The organism is Herbaspirillum sp. CF444, assembly GCF_000282135.1.
Lineage (GTDB): Bacteria > Pseudomonadota > Gammaproteobacteria > Burkholderiales > Burkholderiaceae_D > Herbaspirillum.
The window spans coordinates 1-16,335 of record NZ_AKJW01000072.1; the positions used below are offsets into that span (position 1 = coordinate 1).

General features: G+C 58.8%; 12 protein-coding genes. 3 read left to right on the forward strand and 9 right to left on the reverse strand.

Annotation, left to right across the window (positions count from 1 at the left end; all coding sequences use genetic code 11):
• Window positions 1-555 precede the first annotated feature (555 nt).
• Window positions 556-1,821: a glycerate kinase type-2 family protein gene (locus tag PMI16_RS16910; RefSeq protein ID WP_007881724.1), complete on the forward strand. Its 1,266-nt coding sequence runs from the start codon at window positions 556-558 to the stop codon at window positions 1,819-1,821.
• A gap of 105 nt (window positions 1,822-1,926) precedes the next feature.
• Complete coding sequence (pyk, locus tag PMI16_RS16915) at window positions 1,927-3,363, forward strand: pyruvate kinase (protein WP_007881726.1); 1,437 nt, start codon at window positions 1,927-1,929, stop codon at window positions 3,361-3,363.
• Window positions 3,364-3,381: 18 nt separating this feature from the next.
• On the opposite strand, the gene PMI16_RS16920 is transcribed toward pyk, so the two are convergent.
• From PMI16_RS16920 to PMI16_RS16960, 9 genes are all read right to left on the reverse strand, one after another.
• Window positions 3,382-3,915 carry a hypothetical protein gene (locus PMI16_RS16920; RefSeq protein ID WP_157212674.1) on the reverse strand — a complete coding sequence of 178 codons (534 nt, stop codon included), beginning with the start codon at window positions 3,913-3,915 and terminating at the stop codon, window positions 3,382-3,384.
• Between the two features lie 68 nt (window positions 3,916-3,983).
• The gene (locus PMI16_RS16925; RefSeq protein ID WP_007881731.1) at window positions 3,984-4,346 is read right to left on the reverse strand and encodes an MmcQ/YjbR family DNA-binding protein; all 363 of its coding nucleotides are present in this window, start codon (window positions 4,344-4,346) and stop codon (window positions 3,984-3,986) included.
• Window positions 4,347-4,572: 226 nt separating this feature from the next.
• Window positions 4,573-5,007 (reverse strand): DUF2846 domain-containing protein, encoded by a 435-nt coding sequence (locus PMI16_RS16930; protein ID WP_007881741.1) that lies wholly within the window; start codon window positions 5,005-5,007, stop codon window positions 4,573-4,575.
• A gap of 88 nt (window positions 5,008-5,095) precedes the next feature.
• Window positions 5,096-5,887 carry a hypothetical protein gene (locus PMI16_RS16935; RefSeq protein WP_157212675.1) on the reverse strand — a complete coding sequence of 264 codons (792 nt, stop codon included), beginning with the start codon at window positions 5,885-5,887 and terminating at the stop codon, window positions 5,096-5,098.
• 443 nt (window positions 5,888-6,330) lie between these two features.
• Window positions 6,331-8,055: a methyl-accepting chemotaxis protein gene (locus tag PMI16_RS16940; protein ID WP_007881750.1), complete on the reverse strand. Its 1,725-nt coding sequence runs from the start codon at window positions 8,053-8,055 to the stop codon at window positions 6,331-6,333.
• 30 nt (window positions 8,056-8,085) lie between these two features.
• The gene (locus PMI16_RS16945; protein ID WP_007881751.1) at window positions 8,086-9,447 is read right to left on the reverse strand and encodes an 8-oxoguanine deaminase; all 1,362 of its coding nucleotides are present in this window, start codon (window positions 9,445-9,447) and stop codon (window positions 8,086-8,088) included.
• A 468-nt stretch (window positions 9,448-9,915) separates the two neighbouring features.
• Window positions 9,916-11,685 (reverse strand): allantoate amidohydrolase, encoded by a 1,770-nt coding sequence (locus PMI16_RS16950; RefSeq protein ID WP_007881752.1) that lies wholly within the window; start codon window positions 11,683-11,685, stop codon window positions 9,916-9,918.
• Between the two features lie 139 nt (window positions 11,686-11,824).
• Window positions 11,825-13,228, reverse strand: a complete 1,404-nt coding sequence (locus PMI16_RS16955; protein ID WP_007881757.1) for a nucleobase:cation symporter-2 family protein — start codon at window positions 13,226-13,228, stop codon at window positions 11,825-11,827.
• 218 nt (window positions 13,229-13,446) lie between these two features.
• Window positions 13,447-14,382 (reverse strand): LysR substrate-binding domain-containing protein, encoded by a 936-nt coding sequence (locus PMI16_RS16960; RefSeq protein ID WP_007881759.1) that lies wholly within the window; start codon window positions 14,380-14,382, stop codon window positions 13,447-13,449.
• Between the two features lie 518 nt (window positions 14,383-14,900).
• Here PMI16_RS16960 and PMI16_RS16965 point away from each other — a divergent pair.
• Window positions 14,901-16,184, forward strand: a complete 1,284-nt coding sequence (locus PMI16_RS16965) for a urate hydroxylase PuuD (protein WP_007881761.1) — start codon at window positions 14,901-14,903, stop codon at window positions 16,182-16,184.
• Window positions 16,185-16,335 lie beyond the last annotated feature (151 nt).

Here is a 16,335-nt window from a genome sequence, read left to right on the forward strand (position 1 = left end):
TTTTTTCTCTTCATCCGATTTCCCCCTGCCGTCACCGGCTACTCTCAAGCGGACTTCGAGACTGGCTCGCTGCGCATCGCCAGGGGAGGGAGATGGTTCAAATTTATCCGGTCTCTTTAGGTTCGTCGTTCCAACGAAAGTTGGAACCCAGCGTCGTGAAGAGGGTTGAGTGAGGCACTGACGTCACTGGGTCCCAGCGTTCGCTGGGACGACGGCCTAAAAATCGTCGACGCACGTGTGACAGTGCGATGCCGAAGGCGAGCCGCTGGGGCAGTTACCGCTTATGAGTTGCCGTTGGTGACGCGCACAAATCGGAAAAAGAAGGGAAAAATGTCTGAGCGAAGCGAGTTGTTTTCCCTTCCCGATTTGTGCGTGGCATCAACGGGAACCCCCGAAGGGGGCGACGAATCGCGGTCGCCTTTCTTTGCTTACTTTCTTTGGCGAAGCAAAGAAAGTGAGTAGCTGCCGGGCTACCCCCGGCGAAGGGTTGATCGAAGAAAGAACAGCATTCATCAACGCACAACAAGCAAGTCGGAACAAAAGGAAACAAACGCCATGCAAAGCACCCCTCGCCAATTCCTCCTCGACCTCTACACTGCAGCCGTCTCCGCAGTAAGCGCACAAAAATCCCTGCCCAGCTTCTTGCCGAAACCCCCAAAGCAAGGAAGAACCCTGGTAATAGGCGCAGGCAAAGGCGCCGCAGCCATGGCAAAAACAGTAGAAGAACACTGGCCCGGCGAGCTATCAGGACTGGTCGTGACCAGATACGGCCACGGCGCCGATTGCAAAAGAATCGAAGTCGTCGAAGCCTCCCACCCCGTGCCCGACGAAGCCGGCCGTCAAGCTGCGGCACGCATGCTGGCCATGGTCAAAGGCCTCACCAAAGACGACCTCGTTCTCTGCCTGATTTCCGGCGGCGGTTCCGCGTTGCTTGCATTACCCGCAGAAGGCATCACCCTCGAACAAAAGCAGGCCGTCAACAAAGCCCTGCTCAAAAGCGGCGCCAACATCTTCGAAATGAACTGCGTGCGCAAACACCTCTCCGCCATCAAAGGCGGTCGCCTCGCACTGGCCTGTGCACCGGCGCGCGTGGTGACGCTGATGATTTCCGACATTCCCGGCGACGATCCCGGCATCATCGCCAGCGGTCCGACCTTGCCCGACGCTACCACCTGCGCCGACGCGCTGGCGGTGCTGCGCAAATACAAGATCGAGATTCCGCCATCGGTGCAAGCGCACCTAGAATCCGGCATCGGCGAAACCCCCAAGCCCGGCGATGAACGCCTCAAAGCAAATGAACACCACGTCATCGCCACCGCCCAGCAAGCCCTGCAGGCGGCAGCCGCTACCGCCATCGCAGCAGGCATTACGCCCTACATCCTGTCCGACGACATGGAAGGCGAAGCACGCGACATCGGCCTCGCCCACGCTGCCATCGCCAGACAGATCGCCCAGTACGACCAGCCGTTCAAGAAACCCTGCGTGCTGATCTCCGGCGGCGAAACCACCGTCACCGTGCGCGGCACTGGTCGCGGCGGACGCAATGCGGAATTCTTGTTGAGCCTCGCCAATGCCCTCAACGGCGCACCCGGCATGCACGCAATCGCCTGCGATACGGACGGCATTGACGGTTCGGAAGACAACGCCGGTGCGATCTATCAGCCGGACTCCATGAAGCGCGCCGAAGAACTCGGCCTCAATCCTAAAGCGCTGCTGGAGAACAACGACGGCTACGGCTTCTTCAGTGCGCTCGGCGACCTTGTCGTCAGCGGCCCGACCAGAACCAACGTGAACGACTTCCGCGCCATTTTTATTCTCTAAAAAAATATATCCCCGTCGTCCCAGCGAAGGCTGGGACCCAGTGTCGTGCGTTTCATCAAATAAAACAAATGACGCCGCAAACCAACAACCCAAGGAGACCCGTCCATGCGACGTCAACGCCAGGCAAAAATCGTAGCCACACTCGGCCCAGCCAGCGCCACCAAAGAAATGATCAAAGCCCTGTTCGAAGCTGGCGCCGATGTGTTCCGCTTCAACTTCAGCCACGGCACCCATGCCGACCACCACGCCCGTTTTGAAATCGTGCGCGCCGTCGAGCGCGAAGTTGGCCGTCCGATCGCCATCCTCGCTGACCTGCAAGGCCCCAAGCTGCGTGTCGGCCAGTTCGCCGACGGCAAGGTTCAGTTGGAAGCAGGGCAGGAGTTCGTCCTCGACAGCGACACCACGCCCGGCGACAACACCCGCGTCTGCCTGCCGCATGCCGAACTGTTTGAAGTCATCGCCGCCGGCCAGTCGCTGCTGCTCGACGACGGCAAGCTGCGGCTGCAAGTGCTCGATAGTGATGGCCAACGCATCCGTACCAAAGTCATCAACGGCGGCGCCTTGTCCGACCGCAAGGGCGTCAACGTACCCGACGCCGTGCTGCCGATTCCAGCACTCACCGAGAAGGACAAACGCGACCTGTCCTTCGCACTGGAACTCGGCGTCGACTGGATTGCCCTGTCCTTCGTTCAGCGTCCGGAAGACGTGCTCGAAGCGCGCGCCCTGATCAACGGCCGCGCCGCTGTGCTGTCCAAACTGGAAAAGCCGGCCGCCCTCGACCGCCTCGATGAAATCGTCCAGGCCTCCGACGCCATCATGGTCGCGCGCGGCGACCTCGGCGTCGAGCTGCCGCCGGAGCGCGTCCCCGGCACGCAAAAGCGCATCCTGCGCGTCTGCCGCCAACACGGCCGCCCGATCGTCATCGCCACCCAGATGCTGGAATCCATGATCACGAGTCCCGTGCCGACCCGCGCCGAAGTCTCCGACGTCGCCAGCGCCATCTACGACGGCTCCGACGCCGTCATGCTGTCGGCCGAATCCGCCAACGGCGCTTACCCGCTGCAAGCCGTCGCCATGATGGACCGCGTCATCAGCGAAGTCGAACGCGACCCGCTCTACCGCAACATGCTCGACGCCCAGCAAGAGACGCCGCAAGCCAACAGCTCGGATGCCATCTGCTCAGCCTTGCGCGACGTCACCCGCATCGTCGGCGCCGCCGCCACCGTGACCTACACCAGCTCCGGCCACACCAGCCTGCGCGCCGCCCGCGAACGCCCGATGGCGCCGATCCTGAGCATCACGCCCAAGATCGCGACCGCACGTAAGTTGGCGTTGGTCTGGGGCGTGCACTCAACGATCAGCGACCAGATTCACAACGAAAGCGACATGGTCAGCGCGGCATGTCAGACGGCGTTGAAGGAGGGGTTTGCCAAGAAAGGCGATCAGATCGCCATCACCGCCGGCATGCCGTTCGGGCAGCCGGGGAGTACCAATTTGTTGAGGTTGGCGGAGGTGTGGGGAGACGTCGGGGGAACTAACTAGTATTTATTCTGGTAATGACTAAAGAAGGTTCACGTTGGATTTTTGTTTCATTAGCATTAGATGTCCAGCGGACAATTGCTCATTTCTGGATAACCTATCTAGGTTGGGAAACAGGTTTTTTGAGAATATTTGTATTTCATTGTTCTCTTCCAGCGATATTTTCCCTACGGAGAGAAACCAGAGCTGAAATACTTGCATTTCTATGGAAGTGCTGGCCAGTTCACCGCACTCTAACGTGGAGATAAAGATAATGTGATCGGTTTCGGACGGATCAAAGACAAGGACCCCATGAGGGTCCTTGTCTGCATGCTTGAAGAAGTTCCAAGAGTGATGGATTACCTTTTTTACCTCAGCGATGGACATCTTATTGTCTTCGCGTAGCATTTCTCGCCAAGACTTTTTTTCCGCACTCTGTTCTGCAATATCGCTAAATATATTTGCTGCGCTGACTGCTAATGAGTGAATTGCAATAACATCGTCACGCTGAAAGAGTAAGCGTATCGCTGTGTCTAGCTGTCGCTTTGCTGCTTCAATTTTAGAAATTGTTTCCACGATTTTTGTGCTTTTGACAAGAGGTAACAGTCATCTTTACCTTATTTGGATTGAAGTTAAAAAGCGCCTTAGAGTATTTTTAGAATCTCAATTCGCTGTTTTTTGCTAAGACTAGACAACGCCTTTTCATAAGCCCACCGCACCAGCTCCTTCAAATAATCCTCCGGCATGCTGCGCACATCCACAATCGTGATCCAGTGAAAGCGCGACATATAACGTGCAGGCTTGATACCGGGCATGTCGGTCAATTCGATGAAACGATCGGGACTGACGCGGAAGCTGAAGCGCCATTTTTCCGGATCGCTGGTTTTGAACCAGGCGAAGTTTTTTTCTCCCACGGAGTAGACCAGGATATTGGATGGCGGCAGGGCGATACGTGATGTTGTTGCCGGTAGGGCGTCGCAGAATTTTCTTAGTTGAGACGTGTTCATGGTTGCCGATAGGGGGAAGAGATTGGTGCATTGTAATCAGCTGCTGAAAACTAAGGAGTTAAATTCGAGCAGTGCGTAGTTTTCTTAATGCCGCCGGCGTCTCTCTTGTTCCTCTTGCCCGATGCAGTTTTCATCGGCGTAACCAGGCAAAAGAATTAGTAGTGCAATGCTATAGAACTCCCCCGTTTTACAAGCGGGGGAGTTATTGATTTGTGCCGCGTCTTGCTTATTTGCTTTCGGCCAGCTTGGTTTCCAGAACGCCTTTCTTACCTTCATCTTCGCTGACCAAATGCAGCTTGCTACGCGCAGAGAGGATGCCCAATTTGACTTCTTGCCAAACGTAGCTCAGCACGCCCGGCTTGGTTTCAATTTCAAGCGTGTCTACATTCTCCGTCTTGGACGTAATCACGTGTTTGCCAGGTGGAAGTTCTTTGTAAAAATAAGTTTTTGCCGCTGTCTGTCCGATTGCTTCGCCATCAATGGCCACATCCATGCGTATTGCAGTACCTAAGGATTCGTTACGATAGATATAGACGCCGGAGTTACCTTCAGGCGCTTTGAACGTCTTCAATGCCGCGTCTTTCTGTGGATCCCCCATAGGTACCGATGCGCATCCGACCAGGCTGCTGACAACGATGGCGCAGGAGAAAATATGCTTCATGAATCTTCCTTTCGAGTTGATGGAGTATGGTGGTGCAAAGATGCCGCTGATGAAAAATGGACTTTGTTTTCAGTAGGAATGAGCCGGTTTACTGCGGAAACATTTCGGCCTGAAGTGTTGCAACACACTCAGTCATCGCCGTTGAAAGCTTCGCTTTCAGCAGCGTCGCTTCATTGGCCATGAGTTCGTCGTACGTCGGCGCACCTTCGGATTCTGTTGGGAAGCGTTTGCAGAAACCTTCAGCGATCAGGGACTTGTTTTGCGCGTCGATCAGGCGGGCTTTCGCGTTGTAGAAAACGCGATAGTGTGTCCAGTCTGTAGGGAAATAACCGAATCCCCAACCTACGGTCTGTACATCGACGATATAGCGGGCCCGGTCCTTGGCGGAGGCGGAAATTTGGCCAGTATCTTCGCTGTTGACAGCAATCGGTGCGGAGACTGCATGCGCGCCATATCTCTCGGAGAGAGTCGAGGTCAGCGCGGACGCAATGGAGTCAGCAGGATCGCTGACCTGATTTTTTTCAACTATCTGGTTGCCTTCCGAAATCATTGCGAATGTCCCGAGGAGCGCAAAGGCGGCTTTGCCTGCGGTCATCGCAACGAAGTTCGGCTTGTCGCGCGTCGTCGGCGCCATGCTCTGGTCCTTGAAGGCTGGAATGTTGCTGGCGGCGAGTGGTTGTTTATTTACTGTCACACATCCTGAAGCAAGCACCGCAAGTGTGGCGAGCAGAACAACATTCTTCATCAGAGGGAAAGCGGATGCGAGCATCGAAGATGTGGATGGATTTTTATCGGTGGTCATGGGCGTGGTGAAAGAGAGGAAGGAGAACAGCGTTGTTGGGGTTTGATTTGTGTTTTTGCTGGGGCGGCCGGCTTGCATTGGACGTGCGTCATCCGGTCTCGCGGTAATCGCTGAACAGGAAGGACGAACGGGGTTATTGAAAAAGGGGAAACGATCGCAGGACAGCGCCAGGCGGCATCAATACGATAATGACTCAGAGATACTTGGGAGGATGCTGTTTGGTCAAGAGGAAACTGCGGGTGGAGTTTTTGATTGGCAGATTTCCCCGTTGCAAGCATGTAGGTATTTTTAGATAGCTTGGAAACGAATTCAGCATTTAACTGATTCGCTCATTTTTGTGGAATAAATAGTAAATCAAAGTAAAGAAAAAAGGGTGGGGGCAGAAATAAAAAAAACGGTGCTTTTGGTACCGCCTGTTCATGCAGCGCGAGTGGCCTTGTGTTTGTCAGTGATATGTCAGTTATTCCACAGCATGGTGGCGACCCAGACCCTAGATTATCGGTGTCACCTCGGGGTTAAAGTCAGAACTGTTCCCAGTCGTCATCCTTGCCAGCCGCTACCGTGACCTGCTTGGCCGTCGAGGTCAAGGCAGGCGCGGCAGAGGTAGCCGGCTTCTTCGCCTGCTTCAACTGGACCGGCTTGGGTGTGATATTGACTGGCGCTTTCCGCGCTGGCACGACCGGCGCAGTTCCCGTCATCTGCTGATCCAGCTTGAATACGCTGACCAGTTGCATCAGCTTGGCCGCCTGATCCTGCAGCGATTGCGCTGCCGCCGCCGACTCTTCGACCAGCGCCGCATTTTGCTGCGTGGTCTCGTCGATGCTGGTGATGGCGCGGCCGACTTCTTCGATGCCCTGGCTTTGTTCCTGGCTGGCGGCGCTGATTTCGCCGACGATGTCCGTTACCCGTTTGACGCTGGCGACGACTTCGGTCATGGTGGTGCCGGCTTGTTCCACCAGTTTGCTGCCGGTGTCGACCTTGGCGACGGAGTCGTCGATGAGGATCTTGATTTCCTTGGCGGCGGCCGCGCTGCGCTGGGCCAGGCTGCGCACTTCGCTGGCGACTACCGCAAAGCCGCGGCCCTGTTCGCCGGCGCGGGCTGCTTCGACGGCGGCGTTGAGCGCGAGGATGTTGGTCTGGAAGGCGATGCCGTCAATCACGCCGATGATGTCGACGATCTTCTTGGACGAGTCGTTGATCGAACTCATGGTGTCGACTACCTTGCCGACGACGGTGCCGCCGTCGACCGCGACGCTCGATGCGGATACGGCCAGTTGGTTGGCCTGGCGCGCGTTGTCGGCGTTTTGCCTGACGGTGGAGGTGAGTTCTTCCATGGCCGAGGCGGTTTCTTCGAGCGAGCCGGCTTGCTGTTCGGTGCGCGCCGACAGGTCCATGTTGCCGGTGGCGATTTCACCCGATGCGGTGGCGATGGTGTCGGTGCCTTGCCGCACCTGGCTGACGATGTTGTAGAGGTTGCCGTTCATGGTCTGCAGCGCGGACATGAGCTGGCCGGTTTCGTCGGTGGATTTGACTTCGACCTTCGTCGTGAGGTCGCCGTCGGCGACGCGGCGGGCGACGCCGACTGCTTCGGTCAGCGGACGCGTGATGCTGCGCGAGACCAGCCAGGCGACGGCGGCCGACAGCAGCAGCGTGATGCCGGCGAGCGTGTTGATGATCATGCGGGCGCTGCCGGATTCGCTGCTGGCCTTGTCGCCGGCGGCGTCCATCAGTCCGCCCTGGTAGTCGAACATGGCGTCGAGCGCGATGAAGTATTTGATCTGCAGCGGCATGAACTGTTGCGGCAGGTAGGCCTTGGCTTCGTCGATCTGGCCGGCCAGCGCCAGCTTCATGAGGCCGTCGCGTACGGGGAGGTAGGCGTCGCGCGCGGTCATGGCGTCCTTGACGTAGCGCTTGTCTTCATCGGTCTTTGCAATCGATTGCATCTGCGCGAGGCTGTCGTTCATCTTCTTGTCGGCGGCGGTGGCATCGCCGACCAGGAATTTGATTTTCTCGGCATCGCCGGTCAGCATGATGTCGCGGATGTCGAGGGCGATCTTGTTGACCTGGATCTGGATGGTGTTGGCCAGCACGGTCTTGGGGTAGCGGTCCTTGGTGATCAGGTTGATGCCGTCGTTGAGGCGGCCCAGCTGGATGTTGCTGAGCGCGGTGATGGCGACCAGCAGGACGATCACGATGCCGAAGCCGATGGCCAGGCGTTGGCCGATTTTCATGTTGGCGATTTTCATGGGATACCTTTGCTGTTCCTGGCAGTTAACTTAGTTTGCTGCGTTGGCCAGTTCAAACGCCAGCGCGTTGTGGTGCTCGATGACTGATCCGAGATCGATTGTTGTGCACTGGCCGTCACGCACGATCACGCGGCCGTTGATGATGCTGCAGGATACGTTGGGCGGCGTGCAGAACACCAGCGCCGCCACCGGGTCGTGCAGCGCGCCGGCGAAACCGATCGCGTCCAGTTTGAACATCACCACGTCGGCCGACATGCCCGGCTTCAGTGCGCCGATGTCGTCGCGGTTCAAGACCTTGGCGCCGCCCAGCGTGGCGATTTCCAGCGCTTGCCGCGCGGTCATCGCGTCGGGGCCGAAGCCGACGCGTTGCAGCAGCATGGCCTGGCGCACTTCGCCCATCATGTGGGCGCCGTCGTTGGAGGCGCTGCCGTCGACGCCCAGACCGACCGGCACGCCGGCAGCGATCATCTTGCGGATCGGCGCGATGCCGGAGGCCAGGCGCATGTTGGAACAGGGACAATGCGCCACGCCGGTGCCGGTGCGGGCGAACAGATCGATGCCGTGGTCGTCGAGCTGGACGCAGTGCGCGTGCCAGACGTCGTGGCCGACCCAGCCGCAGTCTTCGGCGTATTCGGCCGGCGTCATATTGAATTTTTCGCGGCTGTAGGCGATGTCGTTGACGTTTTCGGCGAGGTGGGTGTGCAGCGAGACTTTGTAGCTGCGCGCCATGTCGGCGGCTTCGCGCATGAGGTCGCGCGAGACCGAGAATGGCGAACAGGGGGCGACCACGATGCGTTGCATGGCGTGGCGGCCGTGGTCGTGGTAGGTCTCGATCAGGCGCTGGGTGTCGCGCAGGATGTCTTTCTCGTCTTCGACCACGCGGTCCGGCGGTAGGCCGCCTTTGGACTGGCCGACGCTCATCGCGCCGCGCGCGCCGTGGAAGCGCATGCCGATCTGCCGGGCGGCTTCGATGCTGTCGTCGAGGCGGGTCTTGTTCGGGTAGATATACAGGTGATCGCTGCTGGTGGTGCAGCCGGAGAGGATCAATTCGGCCATCGCGGTGAGCGTGGAGACCTTGATCATTTCCGGTGTCAGGCCGGCCCAGATCGGGTAGAGGTTGGTGAGCCAGTTGAACAGTTCGCCGTCTTGCGCGGCGGGGATCACGCGCGTGAGGCTTTGGTACATGTGGTGGTGGGTGTTGATCAGGCCGGGTAGCACCACGTGGTTCGTTGCGTCGATGATTTCGTCAGCGGTTTGGGGAAGGTCTGCCGTTTTGCCGACTTGTTCGATGACGTTGTCGCGGATGAAGAGGGCGCCGTTTTTGATTTCTTCTCTTGTGTCGTTCATTGTTACTACGACGGTGGCGTTTTTGATTAAGAGGGTTTTGGTCATTGTCGGGACTCGCTGGGTGTTGGTTTCTGCTTGGTTGGTGGTGCGGCGCCGGTGATAGTGGAGTCCCTTTTAAACCCTATTAACGCTTTGCCTGGTTTTGTTGATTGGTGCTTTGTTTCTTTGTTGCGTGTATTGGTAGCCGATTCTTTTCTTTCTTCGGACGACCGGGGTTGCCGGGGGCGGCCCGGCAGCCGCTCACTTTCTTTGCTTCGCCAAAGAAAGTAAGCAAAGAAAGGCGACCGCGGGATCCAGCCCCTTCGGGGTTCCCGGTGATGCGAAGCAAAAAATGGGAAGAACGCTAAACTCGCTTCGCTCAGACAAGCGTCCTTCTTTTTCCATTTTCTGCATCGCATCACCGGCTGGCTCCAAGCGGAACGGCGAAACCGGCTCGCTTCGCTTTGCCTTGGATGGCTGGCCTTCGGCATCGCCATAGATGCATCCGGCGTCGTCATTTTGTGGCGTTGCTGCTTACACCTTCGCCTTGAAATTCCGCAAGAAATCCAGCAGGATCTGCGCCGACACTTCGGCGTCATCCGCCGTCATGGTCTCCAGCGGATTGTGGCTGATGCCGCCATTGCCGCAACGCGTGAACAGCATCGCAACATCGGTCATCTTGGCGATCGTCATGGCGTCGTGGCCGGCGCCTGACGCCAGCTCGAACGGTTTGACGCCGGCACGTTCGGTGGCGGCGGCGAGTTGTTGCATCAGCCAACCGGCGCAAGGGGCCGCTGGGGCGGAGACGGTCTTTTCGATCTTGAAGTCGACGCTGCGGCGCTGGCAGATTTCTTCGATCTTCTTGAGCACGTCTGCCACCGCGTTATCGCGCACGTCGTCGCGGGCGGCGCGGATGTCGAGCGATAGCGTGCAGGCGCCGGGGATGACGTTGGTGGAGCCGTTGGGGACTTGCAGCTGGCCTACCGTGCCGACCAGCGAGGCGTGCTGGTCTTCACCGCAACGCTGTTCGACGTAGAGGATGATTTCTGCTGCGGCGGCGGCAGCGTCCTTGCGCATATTCATCGGCGTGGTACCGGCGTGGCTGGCGACGCCCTTGAGGTCGACCAGGTAGCGCGAGCTACCGGCAATCGAGGTGACGATGCCGACCGGCAGGTCGCGGTTGAGCAGGACCGGGCCCTGTTCGATGTGGACTTCGACGTAGCCGAGCAGGTCGGACGGGTCGCGTGCGATCTTGGGGATCGCGGTGACGTCGTGGCCGGCTTGCGTGAGCACATCGCGCATGCTTATGCCGTCGCGGTCGGTGAGATCGAGCAGGTTGAGGTCGAACTGGCCGATGATGGCGTTGCTGCCCAGGAAGGTGCTCTTGAAGCGCACGCCTTCTTCTTCCGAGAAACCGATGATTTCAAAATGGAAGGGCAGGGTTTCGCCTTTTTCATGCAAATGTTTGACGATGGCGATCGGCAGCAGGATGCCTTCGCGGCCGTCGTACTTGCCGCCGTTGCGCACGGTGTCGTAGTGCGAACCGGTCATCAGGGTCTTGGCTTGCGGGTCGGTCGAGAGATAGCGGCCGACCACGTTGCCGACGGCGTCGATGTGCGCGTGCATGCCGGCTTCGCGCATCCAGTGTGCGATCTGGTCGGCGGTGCGGCGATGGGCGTCGGTCATGTAGGTGCAGGTCAGCGCGCCTTCGTCGTCGCTCCAGGCGCCGATTTCTTCGGCCCATTCCATGATGGTGGCGCCGATGGCCGGCGTGTGGCCGAGCAGGTCGTTGATGCGCATTTCCGCAATGCGGCCGATCTGACGCAGCGCTTCGCGCAGTTCGTCTTCCGGCTGGTTGCGCAGGCGGCGCGTGAAGGTGGCGATGATTTGCTGGCGCGTCAGGCCTTTGCCGGTGGCGCCCTTGACCGCGAGGATGAAGGGGAAACCGAATTTGGCGTTGTAATCGGCGTTGAGTTTTTGCAGCGTGGCGAATTCTTCCGGCGTGCACAGGTTGAGGCCGGCCTTGGCTTGCTCGCCGGTGGACTCGGCGGTCAGTTCGCCGGCGATGGCGGCCTTGCCTGCCAGCTCCGGGTGGGCGCGGATGAGGCCGAGTTGTTCTGCGCGGTCGGCGGCGGTGACCACGCCTTGCAGCGCTTGCTTGAGAGCCGTGATGTTGGCGAAGGGGGCGAGCCTGGCTGCCCGTTCCGGAATCCATGGCGAGTGCTCGTAGATCCCGTGCAGGGTCTTGACGAAAGCCGGGACGTCGCGCGCGGCGCTGCTGTTCAATTGTTCTAGTGTGGTCATCCTGATACCTGTTGCGTATGTTTGCTTGCGATTGCTTCGGACTGCTTGTAATTACTTGCGACAGGACGGTCCCACCGTCCTGTGGTGTTGCGAGAATGCTGAATGCTGCCGGGCGGGTGGGACCCGCTTTGTTTAAATCTTAATGATCCGAACTCTGCGCAGCAGCCAACGCGTAATTGGCGACTTCTTCATCGCTGCCGCGACCGTTGAAGAACACGTTCAGCACGACCGCCATGGTGGATGCAAGCAATATGCCACTATGGAAGATCGTGGACAAGAAGCCCGGCATCTTGTCAAAAAAAGTCGGAGCCACAATCGGGATCATGCCCACGCCGATGCTGATGGCGACGATGAACAAGTTGTTGCGGTTGGTGTTGAAATCGACCTTGGCCAGGATCTTGATCCCGGTCGCGGCCACCATGCCGAACATCACGATGCCGGCGCCGCCCAGCACGAATTGCGGGATCGATGCCGCCACGTGCGCCATTTTGGGGAACAGGCCGAATGCCGCCAGGATTACCCCGGCCGCGACGCAGACATAGCGGCTGCGGATGCCGGTAACGCCGACCAGACCGACGTTTTGCGAGAACGAGGTGTAGGGAAAGGTGTTGAAGATCCCGCCGATCACCGTGCCGAGACCGTCCACGCGCAGACCGCGCGCCAGCGTCTTGTCGTCGACTTTCTTCTCGACGATGTCGCCCAGCGCCATGAACATGCCGGTCGATTCGATCATGGTGACGATCATGACCAGACACATGCTGATGATGGAGCCGACGTCGAACTGCGGCCAGCCGTAATGGAAGGGCTTGATCACCGCAAACCATTCCGCCGCGCCAAGGCCGTCGAAGCTGATCTTGCCGAGCGACAGGGCGATGACGAAACCGACGACCATGCCCATCAGCACCGAGATGTTGGCGATGAAGCCTTTGACGTATTTGGTGATGAGCAGGATGGAAACGAGGACGATGGCGGCGATGGCGAGACTGAGCGGCGAGCCGTAGTCGGGGTTGGGGATCTTGACGAAGACGCCGTCGACCAGCTTGCCGATGATGGGTTGTCCGCCGGCGGCCCAGTTGATGCCGACGCCCATGAGCGACACCCCGATCACCGTGATGACGGTGCCGGTGACCACCGGCGGGAAGTAGCGCATGAGCTTGCTCATGTAGGGCGACGCCAGGATGCAGAATATCCCTGACGCGATGACGGCCCCGTAGATGTGCAGGATGCTCAGCGAAGGATTGTTGGCCATGGCGACCATCGGCCCGACGGCGGCGAAGGTGACGCCCATCATGACCGGCATGCGGATGCCGAACTTCCAGATGCCGAGGCTTTGAATAATGGTGACCAGGCCGCAGCAGAACAGGTCGGCGCTGATCAGGTAGGCAATTTCGGATTTAGGCAGGTTTAGGGCACCGCCGACGATGAGCGGTACTGCGATGGCGCCGGCATACATCACGAGTACGTGTTGCATGCCCAGCGCGGCGAGTTTGAGTATCGGCAGTCTTTCGTCTACCGGGTGACCCTGAGGGCTTTGGGTTGTCATGGCTGTCTCCAAGTTTTTATATGGAGGCCGCTGCGGTTCGATGTGCGACGGCCTCTCGTCAAGTCCTTGTACGGAAGGAGCAGATTCTGAGCGACATCCTCCGTACAGGCTTGTGGGCCGATACTAAAGTAAATCAATCAGTCCAATATATAAGCCGGCCAATACTCGTTTTCTGAATGTGGATATAAGCTATATCGCTGATGTGTTGCCGCAAAGCCTTAATTGGCAAGCATCTTGGCGGCTGCGCTCACCTGCGCGCGCAACCATTTATGTTCGGTCGCCTGATGCACGCGCTCGTGCCACAACTGGTAAAAGCGCAGCGGCGGAAACTTGATCGGCACGCTATAACTTTTCAGCGACAAGGTCTTTTCATAGAAGCTGGCGAATTGCTGGCCGGCGGTCAGCACCAGGTCGGTCTGCGCCACCATGTACGGCAGCATGCGGAAATGCGCGGACTCGACCACGACGTTGCGATGCAGGTTCTGCTTTTCCAGGAAGCTGTCGATGGTGCCGTGATAGCCCGGCAAAATTTGCGACGGCGCCGCGTGCGGCAGGCTCAGGTAATCTTCAATCGTCATCGCATCCTTGGCGGTGCGCTTGGCGTAGGCGCAGTCGGAACGCATCAGGCAGACGATGGGATCGTCGAACAGCTTGGACAGATGCAGATGCGGCGGCGGTTCGTCCCAGTTAGCGATGACGAGGTCGAGTTCGCCGTCCGACAGCAGGCGCACGTAGTCGGTCTCCGGTCCGAGCGCGTGGATGACGATGTGGCTCTTGGGTGATTCGCGGCGCAGGCGGGCGATGACTTCGGTGAAGAAGGGCGTGTTCATGTAGTCCGGCGCGGCGATGTGGAAGGTGCGCGCTTCTTCCTGTGGCACGAACGCGGTCTTGGGCACGAACAGGCGCTCGGTTTCGTCGAGGATGCGCTTGGCCGGCTTCAGCAGGCTTTCGCCGTGCTGGGTCGGCACCATGCCGCGCGCGCCGCGCACCAGCAAGGGATCGCCGGTCAGCTCGCGCAGCTTGCGCAGCGAGGCCGAGATCGACGGTTGCGGCTGGTTGAGTTTCAGTGCGACGCGCGACACGTTCTTTTCGCACAGCAACAGATAGAGGATGCGGATCAGGTGAATATCGAGATGGTCTGGCAGCCTGGACATAATTGTCTCCGGGTAACTGGTAATGCGAGGCGGGCGTTTGCGCAGGGCGCGCTGAACAGCCTTCTTACCCGTGGAGGGTGGCCACACTTGTTGATGTTGTATGTTCTCTGGTTGTCTCTAGTTATGTTTTTTAGAATATAGAGATTCCCACATAACGCAAGCATTGTTGTATATGAATATGCGTATGTCAAATATAAGCTGTTGGCAATGTTTTAAAAGCCCAACACGTTTATCGTTCCACCATCCCGGTCGCACCGTCTGTGCGCAGGTGACGGCCAGGACAACAATGATTGTTGAAAAAATAATGGATGGCAATCGCCATCGAGGTCGTCGCGGCAGCAGGTAACGAGGATTTACGCAGAGGCAGGAGACGCTCTGCGCAAGTCTTCTTATTTATCCGGAGAGTGTGTTCGTCTTCAAGCGAACCCGCTCCGGATCGACCGTTTTGTGATTTGAGGCCCGGCCTCGCTCATCTGAAGCGCCCGCAGTGGCAGGTGAGGAACAAACGTGGGGAAGACATGGAAGCATTGTTCGTATCGTATGGCGTGGAGTGGCTCAATCTGCTGGTGCGCTGGCTGCATCTGATCACCGGGATTGCGTGGATCGGCGCATCGTTTTATTTCGTCTGGCTGGACAACTCCATCCGTCCTCCGAAGCCAGGCAGCGACCTGGCCAGGAAGGGCGTCTCCGGCGAGTTGTGGGCCGTGCACGGCGGTGGGTTCTACAACCCGCAGAAGTACCTCGTCGCGCCTTCCGAGTTACCGGAAGAACTGCACTGGTTCAAGTGGGAAGCCTACGCCACCTGGATCACCGGTTTCGCGATGCTGTTCATCGTCTACTATTTCAACGCCTCGGCCATGATGGTCGACAAGTCGGTCGCCGATCTCTCCGGCCTGCAATCGGTCGGCGTCGGCCTTGGCACCCTGGTGGTCGGATGGATCGTCTACGACCTGCTGTGCAAATCTCCATTGGGCAAACGCGAAGGCTTGCTCGGCATCGTCATGTTCGTCTTCATCGTCGCCGTGGCCTATGTGCTGACGCACCTGCTGAGCGGCCGCGCCGCCTACATCCACGTCGGCGCCATGATCGGCACCATCATGGTCGGCAACGTGCTGATGGTCATCATCCCCGGCCAGCGCAAGCTGGTGGAAGCCATGAAGGAAGGCAAGTCGCCTGATCCCATCTACGGCAAGAAGGGCAAGCAACGCAGCGTGCACAACAACTATTTCACGCTGCCGATCCTGTTCATCATGATCAGCAACCACTACGCGATGACCTACACCCATGCCTACAGCTGGCTGGTGCTGGCCGCGATCATGGCTGCCGGCGTGCTGATCCGTCACTTCTTCAACCTGCGTCATGCCGGCAAGGTCTCGATCGGTTTTCCGATTGCCGGCTGCGCGCTGTTGCTGGTCGTGGCGATTGCGATTGCACCGAAGCCGCTGCCTAAAGTCACGCCGGCGCCTGCGCCGGTTGTCACGGCAGAAGCTGCTCCGACGGCCGGCGCCGCACCAACTGCCGCCGCTGCTGCCGCACCGGCAGGCGCCGCCGGCTTTGCCCGCGTCCAGGAAGTCATTCAGCAACGCTGCGCCAGCTGCCACTCGGCGCAACCGACGCAAGCGGGCTTCGCGACGGCACCGGCAGGCATGATGCTGCAGACACCGGAACTGATCCGCCAGCACGCCGCCAAGGTGTACCAACGCGCGGTCCAGACCAAGGACATGCCGCTGGCCAACATGACGCACATGACCGATGAAGAGCGCGCGCTGATCGGCGCGTGGTTTGAAGCCGGCGCGAAGTAATCCGACCGACAGAGAAAGACAAGGAAATCCATGACCACCATCACCATCGACGGTTTCAACCTCAATGCTGCGCAAGTCGTCAGCGTCGCGCGCGCCAGGAATGGCACAAGCGGCACCTACGCCAAGGTTGCCCTGGCCGACTCCTCGCGCG

Excerpts from the sequence above, each read along its gene's own strand:
- PMI16_RS16930 (WP_007881741.1), bottom strand. The coding sequence starts at position 5,007 with ATGAAGCATATTTTCTCCTGCGCCATCGTTGTCAGCAGCCTGGTCGGA.
- PMI16_RS16950 (WP_007881752.1), bottom strand. The coding sequence starts at position 11,685 with ATGACCACACTAGAACAATTGAACAGCAGCGCCGCGCGCGACGTCCCG.
- PMI16_RS16925 (WP_007881731.1), bottom strand. The coding sequence starts at position 4,346 with ATGAACACGTCTCAACTAAGAAAATTCTGCGACGCCCTACCGGCAACA.
- pyk (WP_007881726.1), top strand. The coding sequence starts at position 1,927 with ATGCGACGTCAACGCCAGGCAAAAATCGTAGCCACACTCGGCCCAGCC.
- PMI16_RS16935 (WP_157212675.1), bottom strand. The coding sequence starts at position 5,887 with ATGCAAGCCGGCCGCCCCAGCAAAAACACAAATCAAACCCCAACAACG.
- PMI16_RS16940 (WP_007881750.1), bottom strand. The coding sequence starts at position 8,055 with ATGAAAATCGCCAACATGAAAATCGGCCAACGCCTGGCCATCGGCTTC.
- PMI16_RS16945 (WP_007881751.1), bottom strand. The coding sequence starts at position 9,447 with ATGACCAAAACCCTCTTAATCAAAAACGCCACCGTCGTAGTAACAATG.
- PMI16_RS16955 (WP_007881757.1), bottom strand. The coding sequence starts at position 13,228 with ATGACAACCCAAAGCCCTCAGGGTCACCCGGTAGACGAAAGACTGCCG.
- PMI16_RS16960 (WP_007881759.1), bottom strand. The coding sequence starts at position 14,382 with ATGTCCAGGCTGCCAGACCATCTCGATATTCACCTGATCCGCATCCTC.
- PMI16_RS16965 (WP_007881761.1), top strand. The coding sequence starts at position 14,901 with ATGGAAGCATTGTTCGTATCGTATGGCGTGGAGTGGCTCAATCTGCTG.
- PMI16_RS16910 (WP_007881724.1), top strand. The coding sequence starts at position 556 with ATGCAAAGCACCCCTCGCCAATTCCTCCTCGACCTCTACACTGCAGCC.